This window comes from Pseudoflavitalea sp. G-6-1-2 (assembly GCF_012927185.1).
In the GTDB taxonomy this organism is placed as follows: Bacteria; Bacteroidota; Bacteroidia; order Chitinophagales; family Chitinophagaceae; genus Pseudobacter.
The window spans coordinates 49567-70282 of the sequence record NZ_JABBGB010000001.1 but is presented as its reverse complement, the minus strand read 5'-3'; the positions used below and the strand labels follow the sequence as shown (position 1 = coordinate 70282).

Annotated in this window: 12 protein-coding genes; 5 read left to right on the top strand and 7 right to left on the bottom strand. The window is 44.8% G+C overall.

Annotated elements, in window-relative coordinates:
* Positions 1 to 35 precede the first annotated feature (35 nt).
* The gene (locus tag HHL16_RS00215; protein WP_169423137.1) at positions 36 to 1190 is read left to right on the top strand and encodes a hypothetical protein; all 1155 of its coding nucleotides are present in this window, start codon (positions 36 to 38) and stop codon (positions 1188 to 1190) included.
* 101 nt (positions 1191 to 1291) lie between these two features.
* Here the strand turns inward: HHL16_RS00215 and HHL16_RS00210 are convergent, their stop codons facing one another.
* Together HHL16_RS00210 and HHL16_RS00205 are read right to left on the bottom strand one after the other, a co-directional pair.
* On the bottom strand, positions 1292 to 2773 hold the full coding sequence (locus tag HHL16_RS00210) for a SusD/RagB family nutrient-binding outer membrane lipoprotein (protein WP_169423136.1): 1482 nt from the start codon (positions 2771 to 2773) through the stop codon (positions 1292 to 1294).
* An 11-nt stretch (positions 2774 to 2784) separates the two neighbouring features.
* Positions 2785 to 6021, bottom strand: coding sequence for a SusC/RagA family TonB-linked outer membrane protein (locus HHL16_RS00205; RefSeq protein ID WP_169423135.1), 3237 nt, complete (start codon positions 6019 to 6021; stop codon positions 2785 to 2787).
* A gap of 725 nt (positions 6022 to 6746) precedes the next feature.
* Between HHL16_RS00205 and HHL16_RS00200 the strand changes: the two genes are divergently transcribed.
* Both HHL16_RS00200 and HHL16_RS00195 read left to right on the top strand, forming a co-directional pair.
* Entirely contained in the window at positions 6747 to 7112 is a 366-nt protein-coding gene (locus HHL16_RS00200) for a nuclear transport factor 2 family protein (protein ID WP_169423134.1), read from the top strand.
* A 244-nt stretch (positions 7113 to 7356) separates the two neighbouring features.
* Positions 7357 to 7872 carry a hypothetical protein gene (locus HHL16_RS00195; RefSeq protein ID WP_169423133.1) on the top strand — a complete coding sequence of 172 codons (516 nt, stop codon included), beginning with the start codon at positions 7357 to 7359 and terminating at the stop codon, positions 7870 to 7872.
* Positions 7873 to 7997: 125 nt separating this feature from the next.
* On the opposite strand, the gene HHL16_RS00190 is transcribed toward HHL16_RS00195, so the two are convergent.
* The 5 genes from HHL16_RS00190 to HHL16_RS00170 form a co-directional block, all read right to left on the bottom strand.
* Positions 7998 to 10637, bottom strand: coding sequence for a zinc-dependent metalloprotease (locus tag HHL16_RS00190; protein ID WP_169423132.1), 2640 nt, complete (start codon positions 10635 to 10637; stop codon positions 7998 to 8000).
* Between the two features lie 50 nt (positions 10638 to 10687).
* Complete coding sequence (locus tag HHL16_RS00185; RefSeq protein ID WP_169423131.1) at positions 10688 to 12058, bottom strand: RagB/SusD family nutrient uptake outer membrane protein; 1371 nt, start codon at positions 12056 to 12058, stop codon at positions 10688 to 10690.
* 31 nt (positions 12059 to 12089) lie between these two features.
* Positions 12090 to 15686, bottom strand: coding sequence for a SusC/RagA family TonB-linked outer membrane protein (locus HHL16_RS00180; protein ID WP_169423130.1), 3597 nt, complete (start codon positions 15684 to 15686; stop codon positions 12090 to 12092).
* A 237-nt stretch (positions 15687 to 15923) separates the two neighbouring features.
* The gene (locus tag HHL16_RS00175; protein WP_169423129.1) at positions 15924 to 17084 is read right to left on the bottom strand and encodes a FecR family protein; all 1161 of its coding nucleotides are present in this window, start codon (positions 17082 to 17084) and stop codon (positions 15924 to 15926) included.
* Between the two features lie 65 nt (positions 17085 to 17149).
* Positions 17150 to 17767: a sigma-70 family RNA polymerase sigma factor gene (locus tag HHL16_RS00170; RefSeq protein ID WP_169423128.1), complete on the bottom strand. Its 618-nt coding sequence runs from the start codon at positions 17765 to 17767 to the stop codon at positions 17150 to 17152.
* 415 nt (positions 17768 to 18182) lie between these two features.
* Between HHL16_RS00170 and HHL16_RS00165 the strand changes: the two genes are divergently transcribed.
* Together HHL16_RS00165 and HHL16_RS00160 are read left to right on the top strand one after the other, a co-directional pair.
* Positions 18183 to 19118, top strand: coding sequence for a dihydrodipicolinate synthase family protein (locus HHL16_RS00165; RefSeq protein WP_169423127.1), 936 nt, complete (start codon positions 18183 to 18185; stop codon positions 19116 to 19118).
* Positions 19118 to 20713, top strand: coding sequence for an aldehyde dehydrogenase (NADP(+)) (locus HHL16_RS00160; protein ID WP_169423126.1), 1596 nt, complete (start codon positions 19118 to 19120; stop codon positions 20711 to 20713). The genes HHL16_RS00165 and HHL16_RS00160 overlap by 1 nt, the downstream gene beginning before the upstream one ends.
* The last annotated feature ends 3 nt before the right edge of the window (positions 20714 to 20716 follow it).

Here is a 20716-nt window from a genome sequence, read left to right as displayed (position 1 = left end):
AATAACTTAGTTCGCGTTTTGTAAATTAACCTATCATGGATCCATTATTTTACAACCTCACTCCTGTAGGAGTAGTATCACATTCGTGGAACGATATTCTAAAAAGAAACCGTCATGTAAATACAAGCATAAAAGCTAATTGGGAGGCAAGTATTGAATTTTTAAGGCAAGAGCTAGGAACCTCATTCTTTAATAATTGCGGATCTGAGCATCCCATAAATTTGAAACTGACTACTAATATCCACCTCGATGAGGATTTGATTGATTTTGTTAATAATCTTAAATACCTAAAAAATAAAGACTTAAAGAGTTACAATATTCTATTGCAGAAAATCAAGCCCCGACTGAAATGTCAGGCAGAAGGTATACCATTTACCGATGTATTGCGCACTTTTTCAAGAGGAGGTTTTGATGTGAAATTTCTTGAACCGTTGTCAAATGAGAAAAGTCCGGATGTTTGTTTGAATGATCCAGAAACTGGCAATTACATTTATGTTGAAGTAAGTCAATTGACAATGAGTAGTAAACAATCAGATATTCAATCTCAACACAGGAGGATAGCGAATGCCTTTATGTTTGAGGGATTATGTTTACCCTGCTCATTTAAACAACTTCAATACCTGGATGAATCTGGTGTAAAAAGAATAATACAACAAATTCGGGCAATAAAGGAAACGGCAATCGTTAATGAACAGTTCATTAGTTATGAGGATGATTTTATCGTGATGGCTACGTCACATCCCTCAAAAGCTGAGGACCTGGAAATGTGGTGTGAATCAAAAGATATTCAGATAAACTCAATGTTGGGCTTGCCCCAGAATTTTAATGATACCTACCGACTGGTTGATAATAATAAGATTGCAAAGAAGATTAAACAATTGCCTGTTGGTCAGCCTGGAGTGATTTATTTATCTGTTTCTTTTCTTTATTTCTTTATGATGGATATTAAGGAAACAATATTTGCAATTATGGATACCCTTGAAAAATTTCCTAATTGTATGGGAGTAATTTTGTTCATGGAATCTTGTGGATCACTTTCGGGACAAAAGAATATTTCAATACAGAATACCAAATTTGTAATTAATAAACATCTTGGTTTGGATAGACATTTTTTATATGTTCATAATCTTAATTTTTCTGGCGAAATTGCTGATAGCACCTTTTCACGTTTCATTGATAGCCTAAAATGAGTTTTGCTTTTCGTGTTCTAATGAAACAATCATTTATGGACAAAGAATGGGGCATGCCTCCTCAGAAACATACCCCATCTATCATATCAATCTATTCTTAGTTATTGCTTATCCCAGAAAACCCTCGTCGTAAGCTTATCTCCACCAATCGTACTGCTCGCCGCTCTCCAATTCGCTCCATTCACAGTCTGCTCATTGATCGGATACGTTAACCTTGTCGGCGTTTTCCCTTCCGCAGCTGCCACCGCATATGGCGAAGGCATTACCGGATAATCCAGTCTCCTTGAAAAATTCCATCCTTCAAACGGCTGCTGGAACATCGCAATATATGCCTGACGACCTATCTTCTGTTTCCAGTCACCAGCTGCTGATGCATAAGCCACATTAGGCTGCGCCAGATATGCAGCTGCTTTTTCTGGTATTCCCGCCAGATCAAAAGATGCAGTGATAGCAGCTTTGTAGTATTCTTCTGCTGATTTACCTACGGAATATCCTCTGGCCGCTGCTTCTGCGAGATAGAAATTCACTTCAGCTGCTGTTGCATATTGGAATGTCGCGTCCGGAGTGATCAATGCATCCGCCACATGAGAGAAGTCGGCAAACACCTGACCGCCTTTACCTAACACTGCACCACGATAGGTTCCGCCTTCTATTGGAGTAAAGAATTTTTCGCGACGGGGATCTGCGAGGCCATTCATCATGTTGATAATGGTTTCTTCGACGATATAATCTCTCCGTCCGCTTCCGATGGTATTGATCACTGAGTACATAGGACTGAATGCCGGGGCAATAGTGCTGTACTTGTAAGAGATATTCTGCGTGTTTTGTGTAATTACACCGGCGTTGTAAGCAGACTCTGCTGCCGATTTGGCCAGTGAAGGATTTGCATCGGCAAGGTTGATGGCTATTTTCAGTTTTAAGGAAGCTGCAAACAGTTTCCATTTGGCTACATTGCTTTTCAGCATATAATCTCCATTACCATCAAATGCAGGGTAGTCAGCATCCAACTGTGCAATATTCTTATCCATTCGTTCTAATAATTTTGGATATATGGCTGCATCATCGTCGTATTTAGGAAGCGCAACTGTTGGAAGTGCATCTGTATAAGGAACATCACCAAAGCAATCTACGAGAACCTGAAACGCATATACCTGCAGCACATCGAGGATGGCAGTCTTATTGCCTTGCTGTTTATCCCAGGCCTGTTGAGAGATGCTTGCAGGCTTTTGCAATTTGGATATGGCAGCTTTTCCTGAAGTAAGGTTCCCGATTATTTCGGTGTAAAGACGAAGCCAGTGATTGTCTGGCACCACTCTTTTGTTGAAATCAAATCTGGCATCCGAAGCATAGGTGGTCATCGTCAGATAATGTTGCAGAAAAAAGAACGCACCGAAGTTCACTTCAATGGTCGACATCTTATCTGCCAGTTTGCCCTGAGCTGTGTTCAGGAAGAACTCAGGTGAACCATCATACACTTTGCCTTTGTCGTCGTTCAGGTCTGCGGAATCTTTTAAACAGGACGAAGTGCCCAGCACTACCGTCAGGAGAACAATGGCGATATATTTATTATGAATCGATTTCATAGTATTTCGATTTAGAAGTTGAATTTAGCGTTGAAAGAAAATACTCTTACTGTTGGCATTACACCTGTTTGATATCCCTGCACGTTGCCGGATGATAAACCAGCTTCCGGGTCAGAGAACGGAACATTTTTATGAATGATCCACAGGTTGTTCCCTACTACACTTAATGTGAGTCCTTTCAAAATGTTTTTACCTCCTTTAAGCCATTTGTCAGGAACGGTATATGAAACACTTGCTTCTCTCAACTTAACGTACGACGCATCATAGATGAATTCCTGAGAAGGATAACCTTCATAACCGGTAGCTCCATGTTCGCTTACATCAGTTCTGAAAGTGTTGGGTTTGCCATCTTCTGTTACACCTGGGCGAATGATGCCACCACCCTGATCGAGCGGATTTCTTTTGGGGTTGCCCAAATCATTGAGTCCGGCTGTGATAGGGTAGATACCTGAGTTCTGGCCATATGCCTGATCGAGTGAGAACAGGTCTCCGCCTTGTTTGATATCCACGAGGAAACTTAAAGAGAAGTTCTTATAGCTAAGCTTGTTGTTGATACCGCCGATCCAATCGGGTTGAATGTTTCCGATTACTTTATCCGATTCGTTGAGGTATTCTCCATCTTTCAATACTGGTTGTCCGTCTTTGTATACATATCCTAATCCTCTGAAGGTACCATAAGGCTGACCTTTGGTTGCATTGAGGGTAACACCTGTACCGAAGCGGGCAAGCTGAAGGTTCTCACGTCCTTCATTAAGTGCTATTACATTGTTTCTGTTTTTCGCCCAGTTAAGGTTTACACTCCATTCAAAGTCGTTGGTTCTTACCGGTGTTACTCCCAGCGCTACTTCTATACCTTTGTTTTCTGTTTCACCTGCATTGGCCAGTCCAAAGCTATATCCCGAAGCAGGTGATTGCGGAATGTTGAACAGAAGATCCTGTACATTGGTTTTGTAAACGGAAAGGTCCAGGGTGATCCTGCGGTTCAGGAAACTGGCTTCCAGACCTGCTTCCCAGCTTTTTTGCCTTTCGGGTTTCAGTGAATTGAAATCAACATAGGTATTGGTATTTCCAATCATGTGCACACCATTGATGATGCCTGTGGCCTGAAGAAATCCCAATCTTCCTGCTGGCAAATCGTTACCTACTTCAGCATAGCTCACACGAAATTTGGCATTGTCGAGCCAGTCCCATGAAGTGCTTTTTTTCAGCAACTCGGAGAATGCAAAGCTCGAACTGATGGAGTAATAGAAATAATCTCTGTTGTTCTTGGGAAGCGCTGAAGATTCATCTCTTCTTCCTGTGAGTTCGAGGAATATCAGTTTTTTGTAATCACCGGCAGCCTGTGCATAGAATCCGGTTTTTTCAAAATCTATATCGGTTGTTGTTGGAGGAAAATATCCTGCAGAGTTGGTGAGTGTGTATTTCTTCGGTTCGAGCAGGCCTCCGGTTGTTGATGCTTCAATACCCTGTTGTTGTGATTTGATGAAAGTTCCACCAGCGAGGAAGTTGGCGGAGAAATCAGGACTAACCTTCCATCTGTAAGTTGCGATGAGATCGTAGGTTTGTTGCATCAGTTTATTCGTAACTAACCAGTAACCGGAGCTTTCATTCAATTGTGCGAGACCAAACGATTCTGCGTGACTTCCCTTAGCCAGTTTCTGTTCTAATTTGGCATCGGTATAATCAACGGTAACGCGTCCTAAAAGATTCAAGCCCGGTGCGATATCCCAGCTGAGATTTGCTCCGGTAAGCACTCTGGTTCTTTGATCTGAAGGAAAGTTCTCGTATACAGACCAGTATGGATTGTTCCAGTATGCAGGAGACAGATCACCATTGATAGGATCGTTCATATTCCAGGTGATATTCTCACGGTTTCTGAAGTATTCTCTTTTCAGCTCCTGAATGTCTACACTTGTTGCCCACCATTGACGGAAACCGGTTAAGATGTTATTGTTGTAACCAACAGTATTTCTGCCGATGGTTCCCTGATTCATGTACATCGCAAAGGCAGTGGCTTTCAGGTCGTCGTTGATATTTCTGGAAAAGCTTCCGTTCAATGTATTCTTTGTGATGCGGGAATTGGGAAATACCCCTGTTTCGTAGTGGTTGGTGTAAGTGAAGTTGAAAGAATTCTTATCATCACCGCCGTTGATGTTTACACTGTTCACAGCACTGAATGCTTTCTTGAAAAATGTGCTGGGATCATTTTTTGCACCTACCCATGGAGTTGCTTTGCCGAAGTTTGGATTTCCGGGAGCAAATGCATTCCACTGATAAACCAGTTTGTTGGGATCGAATTTGGTACCGTAAGAAGCATCATCACCAAATGGCGCCACGAGATCTGGTGTGCCATCTCCATCAACATCTTCTGTTCCGAGTTCACCATAACCGCCGCCATACTCTTTCTGGTAAGTAGGGAATGTTTTTTTGTCGATGGCACCAACGGAAGTTGTTGAGTTGAGTGTAACACTTGTTTTCTGATTTCTCTTTCCTTTTTTAGTGGTAATGATCAGGGCGCCATTCGATGCCTGGCTGCCATACAGCGCTGTTGCAGCAGCACCTTTCAGTACGTTGATGGATTCAATGTTATTGGGATCGATATCGGCGGCAGAGTTACCGAAGTCGACACCATCCGTTCCATTGGTAGTTAAGTTATTGTTCAGGTTAATGTTACTGATGGCCACGCCATCGATAACAATCAGCGCCTGGTTGTTGTACGAAATACTTTTTGTACCACGAAGGATAATGTTGGTAGAACCTCCAAAGTTCGAATTGGTTTTGATATCCAGGCCGGCTACTTTACCGGAGAGGTTGTTCAGGAAGTTGTTGGTAGGCCGGGAGTTAAGCTCGGCGCCTGTTACCTGTTGAGAAGCATAACCCAATGATTTTTTTTCGCGTGAAATACCCAGAGCGGTGACCACCACTTCGCTCAGTGCACCATCTCCCAAACTAAGTGTGATGGTATAAGCATTTGCATCTGTTACTGTTAACTCTTGTGTAGTGAAACCCATGGCAGAAACTACCAGCACGTCGCCTTTTGCTGCCATGATGGAAAAACTGCCATCGTCTCCGGCCGATACGCCGGTTCCTTTTCCTTTGATCTGAATCGATGCAAAGGGGACTGCTTTTCCGTTTTTGTCGCTGATTTTTCCTGAAACGTTTCTGGATTGGGCGAAGATGGTACCCGAAAATAGAAGACTCAATAGTAGCAATAGCAGGCAATGACGTGCCCTCAATGATTGTCTCATGTGTTAGTTTTTGTAATGAAGAAATAAAGAAATGATTGCCAACCTGTTCAGGTATAGTCAAATTGGTGTCGTAAAAGCTAAAGCCTGTTTACCAGGGTACTTATGTCGGGGTCTGCTCCGGAGAAAGGGTGAGAGGGTGTTGAAAGGCTGCACTGATCTGTACTAAACGCTCCTTCGTGGCCTTTTTTAAAGTTAGCATTATGTTTGATAAATAACAATAATCAGGCAACCGGGAGAGCGAAATAGCTGCTTCAGTGGTAGAATGAAATTCGCATGTGTTGCACTGTTACCTCATCATATATTTACATGAACGCTTTCCTTAATGCAAAAACAATTCAATCTAAACAGATCATACATAGTTGTTTAGGAGTTGGTGGAAGTGAATGCAGGTGCGGGTTTCGTCGAAAAAATAAAGTGTGGAAAAAAATACACAGATCGTATTCTGAAATTTAGGTAGTAACTCTTAGCAAATCAATAGTTGTTTCTGCAAACAAAAAAATCAACGGTCCCGTCATTGAATGGAAATAAAAAAATGCACCTATACATAATTGTTATATGTTCTTTTTTATAACAAATAAAGGATCAGTTATTTACTCTTGTTCAGGAAATTACTCAACAACCTTTATTGACATTCTGCAGTGATTGCCCGGTAAGTTTTCTTTCTGCCAACCGGTTGCGGGAAAATTTTGTACTTTGGAACATTAATTATTCTGGTACAATCATATATGCAAAACATCACCACAACAGTACAGCAATTTAGAAACGCAGTTCTCGAATCTGACGCCCCGCAACTCCGGGAGTTGTTAGCCGATGAATTGAGCTATGGCCATTCCGATGGGCATGTAGAAGGAAAAAACGATTTTATCGACAAAATCAGTGATGGCACTTACAGTTTCCTTACAATGGAGCTGACTGCCCAAACCATCACAGAGACAGGTAATTTTGCGATCGTTCGTCACGAACTCGATGCAAAAACCAACGACGAAGGCAAAGCAGGTGAAGCCCACCTATACGTACTGCTCGTTTGGAGCAAAGCTGAAACCGGTTGGAAACTCATTGCCAGGCAGGCCGTTAAAAAACTTTCTCACTGATCGACGCGTAGGTACGGAAAAAACAATCCTTGCTGGATTTTGCAGATTTCCAATCTTAAAATAATTCCTCACATCGGTTAACTGTGATAAGAAAAGGCAAGCCTCCATTGGGTTTGCCTTTTCTTATTTCTGGCAATCGGAATCGATAGATATGAAATTTTACGTCTGTGCAACGGTGTGAAAAAATTAATGGTCATACTGTACCAGCCTTCATTTTTTAATATCATTCCAAACAATTGCTGTAATGAAACAAAGTTTCTTTCTGCTACTATTGGCGGTAGCACTTTTTGCCTGTAAAAAAGAAAGTCAAAACGATATTGAATTCAGGAAGAGCTACTCGAGCTGGTTATCGTTCAAGAAAACATCAGGAGATCATTACAAATATGATGTTGAGACCAGTTCTTGGACAGGCTTCGCGAGTAAAACGGTTATCTGGGTGAGGAATAGTAAAGTTATTCAACGCCATTACAAAGTAACCCAAATAGGATCAACCATGTATATCCCACCTTCTGAAATGGAATGGATCGAAAATGAAAATGAAATCAATTCTCACAAGAACAAGGGCGCTGCCGCAATTACGCTCGATGAGGTATACGACAAGGCTCAAAAAGATTGGCTGATCCGACGGGACAATACTGAAATTACTTTTGAAGCTAAAAATAATGGCATGATCTCCACCTGTGGTTACAGGGAACTGAGTTGCGCCGACGACTGCTTTAATGGTATCAAAATAACAAGAATCCAGTCGATGGCTGATTGAGATTTTTGATGTTCAAAAAATAGCAGCCTCTGCTTAAAAGTTCGGGGCCTGAAAGAACGAAACGATTTTCGCTCTTTCAGGCCCCGGTTATTTTTGTCGCTGATCACTCAGCGATTAATGCTGGTTTATTTTTCATTCAATGCATCTTTGATCCTCATCACCAGATCAGCGTAATGATCTTTCACCATCTGATCTTTTGTTGATGGGATCGCAGTCTGCAGCAGCTGCATGATTCGCTTCAATGCTCCGCGTTTTGCAGAGATACCATCCGATACTCTTTTCACCTGGTTGAACACCATATTGCGATCTCCGAATGATCTGTCGCCGCTTGCAGCTGCATGCTCATGTCCGCAAAGCACCGACAAAGGCGAAGTTGGCAGCAGCATATCAGATTTCTTCGAACTGCTGTTCTCCGTTACTTTCTGAATGCTGACGATAAGCGCATCGACATATCCTTTCTGACTATTGCGATCGTTGATATCCGGAAGCTTATGTGCAAGCGTAGTTGCGAATACCCCGTGCTGAAGATCGTTCAGCAATTCTGAAATGGTATAAGCATTCTTAACTCCGTTGATGGCTTCGTTCTCCGCCATTCTGTTCATCCGCTCTTCGCGCAGCAGATCGTAATAGATGTATGACTGCGATCCGGTGAGCATAGCGATAGAAGTGTACTCCATTGGTCCAACCGGACTTTCCTTCACCAGATACGCCTTACGGATGAGAGTGTCCTTGAAAAGCCATTCCGGTGTTTTGAATGCTTCATTGATCAGGTACTGAACGGCACGTTGCTGCTTTTCTTTTTCAACATGACGGTAAGAGTCTTTGTTCTCTCCGAATACCACCTGATTGAGATAGATGCCGCCAACATTGGTGAGCACATGATAGTTGTACATATACCATTGGTTCACCACAGCTGAATACAATCTGCCTGCCTGACGGTAGGATGTACCTTCTTCCTGCGTCCATTTGGTGATCAGAGGCATGATGCGTTTCAGATTCATGATGCCGTACTTTCCAGCCTTCATGGCATCATCACCGAGATCTTCAGATTGCGCAGAAGGATCGATTCCGTTTCTCATTTCCTGCTGCTCACCATAACGATAGATGGGGTTGTTCGATTTGCTGAGTATCCATTCGTTCAATGTTTTCAATTCTTCACGTGGATCGTCCTTACCGAGATAGCGGTAAGCCCATGCAATAGCGTACTTGTCGTATTCTCCGATTACAGGAGTGATTTGTGTTACGCCATCTCCCGGCTGCGCGATGTAATTGAATCGTGCATAGTCCATAATGGAAGGCGCAGTACCACCCATACGACTGGTGAAAGATGGTGAACGAAGTGAATCTACAGGGAAGGAATAAGAAGCAGCCATATTGTGTTTCAGTCCCAGTGTATGCCCTACTTCGTGAGACGATACAAATCTGATAGCGCTTCCCATCAGTTCATCACTGAATACATTGCCTCTGGCTGAAGGATCGATAATGCCTGTCTGTACGCGCATCCAGCTTTGGATGATCGTCATAACATTATGCCACCAGATGATGTCTGCTTCAATGATCTCACCCGATCTCGGATCTACCACTGATGGTCCCATGGCATTGGCCTGAGCTGATGCTGCATAGGTAACCACCGAATAAGAAGTGTTGTCCGGATCGAAGTTAGGATCATTGGTAGGCGCATCTTTCGCGATGATGGCATTTTTGAAACCAGCTGCTTCAAATGCAACTTGCCAGTCTTCAATTCCTTTTTTGATCCATGTACGCCATTGTGGTGGAGTGGCAGGATCGATATAATAAATGATTGGTTTCTCCGGCTCCACCAGCTCGCCTCTGAAATATTTTTCTCTTTCTGATGCTTTGGGTTCGAGCTTCCATCTTGTTACCAGCTCGCGTTTTTCCAGCTCCTGCTGTTTATCGGAGAAGTACCAGCGGGGTGTGGAGAAGAAACCAACTCTTGTATCGGAGAAGCGCGGTGTCATTGGGTTTGGTGAAAGCAATACGATGTTTGAAGTAACTTCCAGCGACAACTCTACACCAGTAACCTTGGTTGTAAGTTCTGATTTGATCACCAGGTTATTCTCGAACGACTTCATGTTCACGATGCGTGAAAGCTCCTTGTCTGCACTGGACATCAGGCTGAGTGCGTCGAACACTTTGTTGAGGCTGCTGCTGGTGCCGTCGAAAGTTTTGTTCACTTTCAGCACTACTGCTGAACTATCCTTGCTCCATGCTTCGATCTTGAAATTGTCGATCAGGGCAGGAAGGAAGTTGTCTGCAACTGATGCTGCGATGGCATCGCCTGCAGGTGCAGTGTAGAAAGGATTGTCTTTTCTCAGGAAAACCTTTCCCAGAGCAGTATCCAGCTCAAAGGATATTACCAGGTTGTCGAAGTTCATTCCTTTATTCACCCCTGCCTCATTCAGTTTCTCAGCAACTTTAGACAGTTTGTTTACAACCAGAAATTGTCTGCCCATCAGGCGAAGAGGCACTTCAAAAAAATAATCGTTCTTCACGCGATGTACCGTAATTACTCCTTTCTGGGTAATGGCGGCACTGGTGATCACTTCGCTATATGGTTTGAGGCCGTTCTTATCAACCGGTTTCACCGGCTTTACGGTATCAGCGGCCGGCGCTTTCTTTTTGAACAATCCGAATGGTCCGCCTTTCTGTGCATTTGCAGTTGCACTGGTGAGGCAGAGTGCCAGACAGGTTCCGATGATTAAACTGCGCTTTCCTTTTGTACTCCAATTCAATTGTCTGTTCATTGTTCTGTTAAATAGGTCCTGAAAAAAATGGTGCAGGGGTGATGAATGTTTTACTTCAGCAACAGGCTGTTGTTCTGAATTGCATCACGTGGAATGAGGATGGTGTATCTGCTGTCTCCTGCATTCAATACATATTCTTTTGCTCCCAGCTTGTGAACAATGCGTGGTTGTGTTGTTCTTCTCAGATCGAACCAGCGATGGCCCTCGAATGCCAGTTCGCGTGCGCGCTCATTGGCTATTTCGGCAGCGAGTTCTGCATCGGGCAATTGGTTGATTCTGCTTTCTTCGGCTGTATATCCATCCGGTGTGAATCTTACTTTCTTCAGTTGATTCAGGTATGTTTTTGCTGCTGCGTAGTTATTCACTCCTGCACTTGCTTCCGATGCAATGAGATAGATCTCGCCTGTTCTGATGCTGCTGCGGTATTTGTCGTTGGCAACTTTTTTCACGCTCAGGAAACTGCCTGCTGGCGTGTAGTAAGCCGCTTTTCGCAAATCAGTTGCACCATAGAGTGCTTTCAGCTCTTCTGATACACGCATAGGATTGTTGAGGCCGGAAGGGAAGAGTTTTTCCAGTGCAAGGATATTCTCCGATGAAGTGTAATCGTTGGGAAGCAGACTGTTGGCTGCATTCAGGTCTACCAGTGCAGATTTTTTTGCGAGCACTCTTTTAGCTGCATCCAGCGATGCCTGATAGTTCTTCATATACAGTTGTACTCGTGCTTCGAGTGCATCACCTGCAACAGTAGTGAATCGATAACTGTATTTGTTCTCGTAAGAATCCAGGTTCAGCAATTTCTTTCCTTCGCTGATATCTGAAAGAATGAAATCATAGATTTCCTTCACGGTATTTCTTTCCGATACTTTTTCCAGATCGATGGCAGTTACCAGCGGTACTGCCTTGTCTGATGCGGCAGTGGCTGCATTGTAAGGAGCGCCATAGATATTCACCAGCAGGAAATAAGTATATGCTCTCAGTAAATAGGCTTCGCCTACGAGCTGATTGATATCAGTTTTTGATCCTTCTTTGGCATTTATTCCATCGCGGATAACAACGTTGGAATAGAAAATGATCTTGTACATGCCGCGCCAGTCGTGCTGAGTGGAATTGAATTCAATCCCGTTTTCGTTCCAGGTGAACGGATTGTTGATCATTTCCAGATCGTAGCTGTCCGGGTTATCAACCTGTATTTCATCTGAACGATATGCTGTGATGCTTCGCTCTTTGTTGGCGCTTGCATAGGCCTCGGTCATGATGGCCCGGTAATCTTTCAGTGTTTGCGGCATTACTCTTCCTACGGGAGTGATGTCCAGGTATTTTTTGCATCCCGGAAGCAATGCTATTGCGATCAGTACGAAGGCGAGCTGCGAGAGACGCCATGCGTTCATGATATTTTTGATATTGATGGAAGTTGATTTCATGATGTTCTTTTTGAATAGCTATGAATCTGGTTTAGCGGAACCCGATGCTGATGGTTGCTGTTACTGATCTTGGAATGGGTTGTACGCTTAAAGAACCCAGTGATTCCGGATCGAAGTAACCATCGTAGTTCTTCGCAAATACGAAGAGATTACGTGCTTCGAGTGCGAATCGTGCATTGTTGATGCCGATTCCTGAAACGAATTTCTGAGGGAGGTTCCAGGCAAATCTGATATTGCGTACTCGCATGTAACTTGCATCGCGTACAAAGAGATCCAGGCCACGGTAATCGCTTGGTGTGGTATTGAACCAGCCATACATCGCCATTTGTTCTGGTGTGAAATCACCTTCGTTGAACAACAGCCCAGGCATTTGTGATTTTGGATTCTTTGGTGTCCATCTGTTCAGGATTTCCCTGTTGGTGTTGAGACCTCTGTTGTAGCTGTTTTCGTAGAATGGTTGTACCAGCGCTTTGGCTCCGAGGTTGAATGCAAGCCCTACAGTCAGTTCAAATGCTTTGTAACGGAATGTATTGGTCAATCCACCTGCAGCTTTGGGATCCTTGCTTCCTGCATAGTTCCATAATCCACGGCGTTGTTCGTTTGTAAGTTGTGAAACCACAAAGAAACCGGGCATGCCTATTTCTGCATATTCGTCTTTCAGTTGAAGGAAGTCGTTGAACTTTACAACCTTTCCTGAGTTGTCGCGAACGAGTATCATGCCGCTCTCATCCATGCCTGCATAATCGTAGGCGAAGATGGAGTTCACTGAATGTCCTTCTCTCGATGGATTTACATCATTGGCTCTGATCTGATCTCTGATTACGCGATCTCTGTTGAAAGCGATATTGAAATCTGTTGTCCAGCTGAAATTCTTGTTACGCACAGGAGTGGCGCTGATACTGAATTCCACGCCTTTGTTGGTGAGCTCTCCCCAGTTAACACTGAGGTAGTCGAAGCCTGTTTCGGATGGCAGTGCTCTTGTGGAGATCAGGTCCGTACCCTTGCGGTAGTAAGCATCTACAGTTGTTCTCAGTCGTCCGTTGAAGAAGGAGAGATCGAGTCCTGCGTTGAAGTTCACTGTTTTCTCCCATCTCAGTTTATCGTTGGGAGGATTGGTAACTTCAATACCACTTTCATTGGGTTGACCAGGGAAGAAACCTTTGCTGGTGAATTTTCCGGTAATGAACGGAGAAGTTTGCTTATCGATATTTCCCTGCAATCCATATGATACACGCAGATTGGCCATGTCGATCACAGAACTGTTGCGGAGGAATTCTTCTTCACCGATTCTCCAGAGACCACCTACCGACCAGAGAGGAAGGTATTTGTATTTGGGATCTACACCGAAAAGATCAGACCCATCGAAACGGATGCTACCGGTTAATGTGTACTTATCGTTGAGTGTATACGATGCAGTACTGAAGAAAGATGCAAACGCATTTTTGTTCTGACCATTGAAGTCTTTGTAGTATCTGTCGATGTCTTCCTGTCTGCCGGGTCTGTAGTTTGGTGGACGTGAAATCAATGTCTGCGGATCGTATCCGTAACCGGTTTTGCCATCGAGATCAACAGTGATCCTTCTCAGCTCGTTACCGGCAAGCACATTGAACCGATGGTTTTCTTTGATGCTGAAATTGTATTCCAGCACCGATTTCAGAATGTACTGGAAGGTGGATGCATGCCTGTTGGTAATGATGCCTCCTTCCGGAAGAATAGGTACACGACCTGTGCCGGGAACAAATACTTCGGAACCTTTGATGATGCTGCGGGCATAATAGGTTTCGCCCAATCCGATCTGTTCCTTGTCTTCAATTTCTCTCTGCAAGCCCAGTTGTGACCTGAATTGCAGGCCTTTCATCACATCATACTTTACACCGAGGTTGATGTTTGCAGCTGTGGTGGTAAGGTTGTTCTTTGTATTGGCTCTTTCTTCGAGGATATTATACTTCAACACGTTGTTGGAAGCATCTTCGATATCCTGATCGTAAATATATCCGCCGTTTTCATCTCTTGGTCTCAGATAAGGATTGGCGCTTCTTGCATAGTACAGCGGATTGGTGAATCCGTTTGTTTCTGTAAGGAATGAGCTGAGCTTACGCTGATTCGCAAACACACTGGCATTGAACTGCAGCCTGCTGCTTACGTTGAAATCGGTTTTGAGGGTGAGGTTGTAACGCTTTGCATTGGTACCAATAGTGGTGCCGTTTTCGTCGTAGAAACCTCCGGAGAAATAGTAGGTGGCTTTATCGCTTCCACCCGATACACTGATATTGTGTTCCTGTGCAAAGCTGTTTCTGTACAGTTGTTTGCCCCAGTCTGTATTGATGTTCTTCAGTGCATTGATCTCATTTCTCGCGGCAGGGTTGATGCCCTCGAAACCAAGACTTTTGAGATCTGAGCCTGAAATATTGTAGCGATTGAGGATGCGCGATACTTCTCCCTTATTGCTGCGGAAGGTAAAGTCGCTGGCGTAGAGATCCAGTTCGAGACCAACTTTCTCAGCTGAGTTCATCAGGTTGAGTTTGTCGTAGTCCGGACGAAGGGTAGTGGTGAGGTTGGAGAAATACTGAACACTCATCCTTTCATTCCTCTTGCCTGCTTTGGTGGTAACAACAATTACGCCGTTGGCTGCACGTGCACCGTAGATGGCAGTGGCTGCTGCATCTTTCAGTACAGTGATGGTTTCGATATCGTTGATGTTGAAACCTGCTATGGATGAGCTGTACAGATCGTTGAGGTTAGACGCGTTCACGTTGTTGGGAAGATTGGTGCCTTCGATGGGAAGTCCGTCGATTACCCAAAGCGGATCCTGCACTGCATTCAGCGAAGCGTTACCTCTGATGCGGATCTTGGCTGCAGACCCTGGCGCTCCATCAGTTGGAGTAACCACCACACCTGCAACTTGCCCGGCAAGCATCTGGTCTAAGCCCATCACACCTGCCTGTTTTATCTTATCTGCTTTGATCACAGCAACAGCGCCGGTGGATTGCTTTCTGGCGATCTGCTGATAACCTGTGCTCACTACAGTAACTTCTTCGTAACTGGTAGAGTTGATGGCGAGTTTGATATCGCCCAGTGTTGAGGATGCAGAAGCCACTTTCACTTCAACGGTTTTGAAACCGATGTAAGAAACGATGAGGGTCTGTCCAACTTCAACGTTCAGCGAGAACTTACCGTCTTTATCCGTTGTTGCAGTAGCAGTTTTTCCTTTCACGGTGATGGTGGCTCCGGTTAACGGAAGTCCATCCGGATCGGTCACACGGCCGGTAACCGGGAAGTTGCTGACCACTGTTTCTGCGATGCCCGAAGCAAGGTTTGATTTTGCTGCGGGCAATTCTTTTCTCGACAGCATGATAGTTTTATCCACGATTCTGAAACTGAGCGGCTGCCCTTCGAGAATCTGTTGCAGAAAGTTCTGCAGTGGCATATTCTTAGCGTCGATAGAAACAGTCTTTGTGTCTGCCAGCACATTGAGGCTGGTGAAAACAACAAAGCCCGTTTGTTTTTCGATAACGTTGAATACCTGTTTCAACGGTGTGTTCTTACCTGAGTAGGTAATGGTTTGCGAAATGCCGGTGGCATAAACATTCATCACCGCGCATGTCAATAAAATAACTGATAACCTCATGATCAACAGAGTTTTCCTGATGCCGCTTTTTTCCCTGTTGCGGGAGGGCGACGAGTAGCTCCGGCCCCGGTTTTCTGCGCCGGGGGCAAAGCAGTTTTTTTGCATAAATTGCATTTGGTTTGGTGTTTAGAATGAAAGTTTTTGCGAACCAGATTCTATAGGAGCCGAACTATTGCCGGAAGTGTTTCGACCCACTTCCGGATTTTTATTCGTGGTTGAATGATTATAGCAACTGCTCTATGGCAGTACGATCAGCTTACGGTCTTTTTCAATGCTGAAGTTTACACCTGCGCCTTTCAATCCTTCGAGCAGATCGGGAAGCGAAACGTTTCTGCTCATCTTCCCTACAAATTCAATGGATGGAATTCCTTTCGGATAAACTACTTCAATGTTATACCAGCGCGCTACCTGGCGCATCAGTTCCTGAATGCCGACGCCTTCGAAATTGAAGAGGCCGTTTTTCCAGGCGATCACCTGATCGGTATTCACTGAATTGTTCAGAGATAATCCGTTTGCACCTGCAATCATCTGCTGACCGGGATGCATGGATCTTGAATCAGCGCCGCGGGTTACCTGCACGCGGCCTTCGAGCAATGTGGTGTTTGTTGCGGTCTCATCAGCATAGGCGTTGATGTTGAACGTTGTGCCCAGCACTCTTACATCTACATCATTAGCCTTTACTACAAAAGGCGTTCTCTGATCTTTGGCAACTTCAAAGTAGGCTTCACCGGTTATTTTTACCAGCCTTTCTGCTCCGGTGAATGCTGCCGGGAAATTCAGTGAACTCGCGGCATTCAGCCAGACTTTGGTGCCATCGGGCAGCACAACACTGAATTGTCTGCCTCTGGGAGTGGTTAAGGTATTGTAAGTGATAGGTAGGTTAGGATCTATTGATACCGGTGACTGATACACCAGCTCACGGTTTTGCAACACTACATCGGTTCCGTTCTGTTTGGAAACTATTCCATTGCCCATGCTGTCGAGTACAATGGTGCTTCCGTCTCCGAGTGTGAGGATGGCTCCATCCTGTCCCGGTTTTATGTCAGACGCACGATGTGTTATTTGGGTGGCAGGCTTGCTGCTCTTGAAATAATAAACTGTTACACTGATGATCAGCAGAACGGATGCTGCTGCTCCGATCCATCTGTTCCAGTGGATCACCCGAGCAGGGGGTGGCTCTTCTCTTTTCTGCATCAGTGAAGCAAACACTTCATTCAATTGCTGATCCGGAATGTTCTCAGAAGCCTGAAAACCCGGCCAGCTCTTTTCCAGTGCATGTTCCAGCTCTTCTGTCTGGCGCTGCTGCATCACTATCTGCTGAAACTCTTCCCATTCTTCGGGCGTGGCTTTGCCGGCCAACGCCTGCTGTACCAAATATTCAATTCTGGTTGTGGTCATACCGTAGTAAGACTCTGTATCGAAAAAAAGGGACCAATCGAATTAAGAAAATTTTCAGAAAAATTTTACAGTGCGTTCATACTGCCCAGAAACAGTATCACCATCAGCTCTTTGGGAAGCAGGCGCTGAGCCATATTTTCACGAACGGCCTGCTTGCTGATGCTCAGGTGGCGCTTTACGGTGAGGGAAGAAAGGTTGAGGTGTTTGGCGATATCATTGATCTTCCAGCCGTACTGCTTCTGCAATACATAGATCTTTTGTTGCTGTGGCGGGAGTTGCTGAATGGCTTTTTCCCAGGCATCTCTGAGTTGCGCTTCCTGCAACTGATCGTCGGGAAGTTGTTCCGGAGCCGCTGCGGGAAGTCCTTTTTGCAGTATGGTCTGTTCCAGTGCTGCCTGGCGAACAGCAGTGATCACATCATTTTTTGCCATCCTGAAAAGATAGGCGGAAAAGTCGTTGATGGAAGTGAGTGTTGTGCGGCGATGCCAGAGTTTGAGAAAAATGTTCTGAATCAGGTCTTCAGTAAGGTCTTTCCTGCGCGTGAGAGCATAAACATAAGCGTACAGTTTGTTGCTGTAATCGTTATACAATTGCCTGAATGCCGTTTCATCACCTTGCGAAATATGAAGAAGCAACTCCGTTTCTGAATATGATCTGTTATCGAACAACTTTAGCTGAATCAAAATCTGGTAAGCTGTAAAATTAACCAGAATTCACCTGATTTCTACCAAATATGTGTGGCTGCCGATCAAACGGAGGTAATGAGCTACGAATTAACATTTTAAGTTCTGCCGACATCAAAAAGTTCAGAATCTAACGTACAGTAAACGAATCGGTTACAAAAAAGAATTGGAACTGCTTCAATCACTGTTGCCACCGCATTTTTCCGGCATTTGACCCCTCGGAAAAGGCAATGCAGAACTGCCGGGATAAAATATGGGAGGATGGCTCCCGAAGCTTCACTGAACTGATTGTTGCTCAATCTTTTGGATTGGGCTCCATTTTAGTTAAAATCTGCACAGTATCTGTCACTTTACTCGTATTTGATTCTTAGGGGTAAGATTAGATTTGCTCAACCTCAATACAATTGATCAAAATATGAGCAAAATTAACTGGGAAGGGGTGTACCCCGCAATGCTGACTCCTTTTACTGCCGGAGATGAAATCGATTTTCCGATGTTCGAGAAAAATGTAAAAGCTCAGATGGAAGCCGGAAGTAAAGGAATTATCCTCGCCGGCTCACTGGGTGAAGGCAGTACACTGGATAGCAGTGAGAAAAATCAACTGTTGAAATTCGCTGTTGAAATACTGAAAGGGAAAGCACCTGTGGTGTTGACCATTGCAGAGCAGACCACGAAAGTGGCAGCAGGCCTTGCGCAGGAAGCAGAGAAGAATGGAGCATCCGGACTCATGATCCTTCCTCCGATGCGTTACAAAGCAGACGACAGAGAAACTGTTCAATACTTCAAAACCATCGCGGCCAACACCAGCTTGCCGATCATGGTGTACAATAATCCTGTTGATTACAAGATCGAAGTAACACCTGATATGTTTGAAGAACTGGCAAAAGTTCCAACTATTCAGGCAGTGAAAGAATCTACACGCGACGTAACCAATGTAACCAGAATGCGTAACCGTTTTGGCAATCGTTTCAAATTGCTTTGCGGAGTAGATACCCTTTTCATGGAAGAAACCATGCTCGGCGTTGATGGGCTTGTTGGTGGACTGGTAGATGCATTTCCCAGAGAAACAATAGCCATCTTCGAACTGGTGAAAGCCAACAGATATGAAGAGGCACTGGCTATCTACAGATGGTTCCTCCCATTGCTGGAGCTCGATATCCATCCGAAATTGGTTCAATACATTAAACTCGCGGCAGTACAAACAGGCCTTTGCACAGAGAATGTAAGAGCGCCACGTCTGCCACTCGAAGGAGCAGAGAGGGAGCGCGTACTGGCTACAATCGCTAAAGCCATTGCAACACGTCCCACATTGCCCGACTATATACCAACACAATCACTGGTGAATGCCTGATGCAAATGATGGAAGGCGTTACGGAAAGCATAGAAAGTACCATGAAACTGAAAGCATTCAGCACAGTTACGAAAGAATATCTCACAGGTGAATATCCTGTGTCAACGATTACGGAAATAGAAAGCTGTGTTAGAGAAGCAAAAGCTGCTTTTCTTCAGTACAGCAACACAACAACCGCTGAAAGAGCAGCATTTCTTGAAGCGATCGGAGAAGAGATCATGGCATTGGGTGACGACCTCATTCAACGTGCCATGCTCGAATCCGGACTGCCCGAAGCGAGGCTTACCGGAGAACGGGGCCGCACAGTTGGGCAGCTGAAACTCTTTGCTGATCTGCTTCGCGAAGGTTCATGGGTAGAGGCCGTGATCGATACAGCGCTGCCGCAACGCAAACCATTGCCACGTTCCGATCTCAGAAAAATGCTGGTGCCTGTAGGGCCCGTACTGGTGTTTGGAGCAAGCAACTTTCCTTTTGCATTTTCAACTGCAGGTGGAGATACTGCTTCTGCACTGGCCGCAGGGAATCCTGTGATAGTGAAAGCGCACGAAAGTCATCTGGGCACTAACGAACTGATGGCATCAGCCATCAAAAAAGCTGCACAGAAAACCGGAATGCCCGAAGGTGTGTTCTCTTACGTAGTTACCAGCGACATCGAAACCATTCAGCATCTGGTAAAGCAGGAGGCTGTTAAAGCCATCGGCTTCACCGGAAGTTACAGGGCCGGAATGGCCATATACCGTACAGCTACGAATGCACGTTTAACCCCTATACCCGTGTATGCAGAAATGAGCAGCGTTAATCCTGTATTGATTTTGCCTCATAAGCTTGAGCAGGAAAGCGCTGCCATTGCTGCACAATTAGCCGCGAGCATCACGCTGGGAACAGGTCAGTTCTGTACCAATCCCGGACTGATATTTCTGCTGGAAAGGCCAACCACAGCAAGTTTTATCGGAATGCTCAGTGAGCTGATCTCGCAAACACCGGCAACAACCATGCTGAACAGATCGGTTTGTGAAAACTATTACAACAGCAAACAATCTCTGGAAAATCAGCCCGGTGTACAACTGCTGGCTGCAACAGAGAATGCTGCTGCTGATTACAAAGGGTCTGCTGCATTGCTGCAAACAGATGCCGACAGTTTTGTTCAGAACGAAGCATTGCAGGCAGAAGTGTTTGGTCCATCTTCACTGATCGTGATCTGCAAAGACGAAGCAGAACTTTCGATGGCCATCGATGCACTTCATGGTCAGCTTACCGGAACGGTGATGGGATTGAAAAAGGATCTTGAGAACTTCTCATCATGCATCAGTCTCCTCCAGGCCAAAGTAGGAAGGTTGTTGTTCAACGGTGTTCCAACCGGCGTGGAAGTTTGTCATGCAATGGTGCATGGCGGCCCATTCCCATCCACATCCGATGCGCGTAGCACCTCTGTTGGTGCGGATGCCATCAAACGTTTCGCAAGACCGGTTTGCTTTCAGGATTGTCCGCAGGAATTTCTTCCAGCAGAACTGAAAGACATCAACACCGGAAATATCATGAGAAAACTGAACGGTGAATATACCAGAGACAATGTGAGCATAGTGCCCGCAAACTGATCT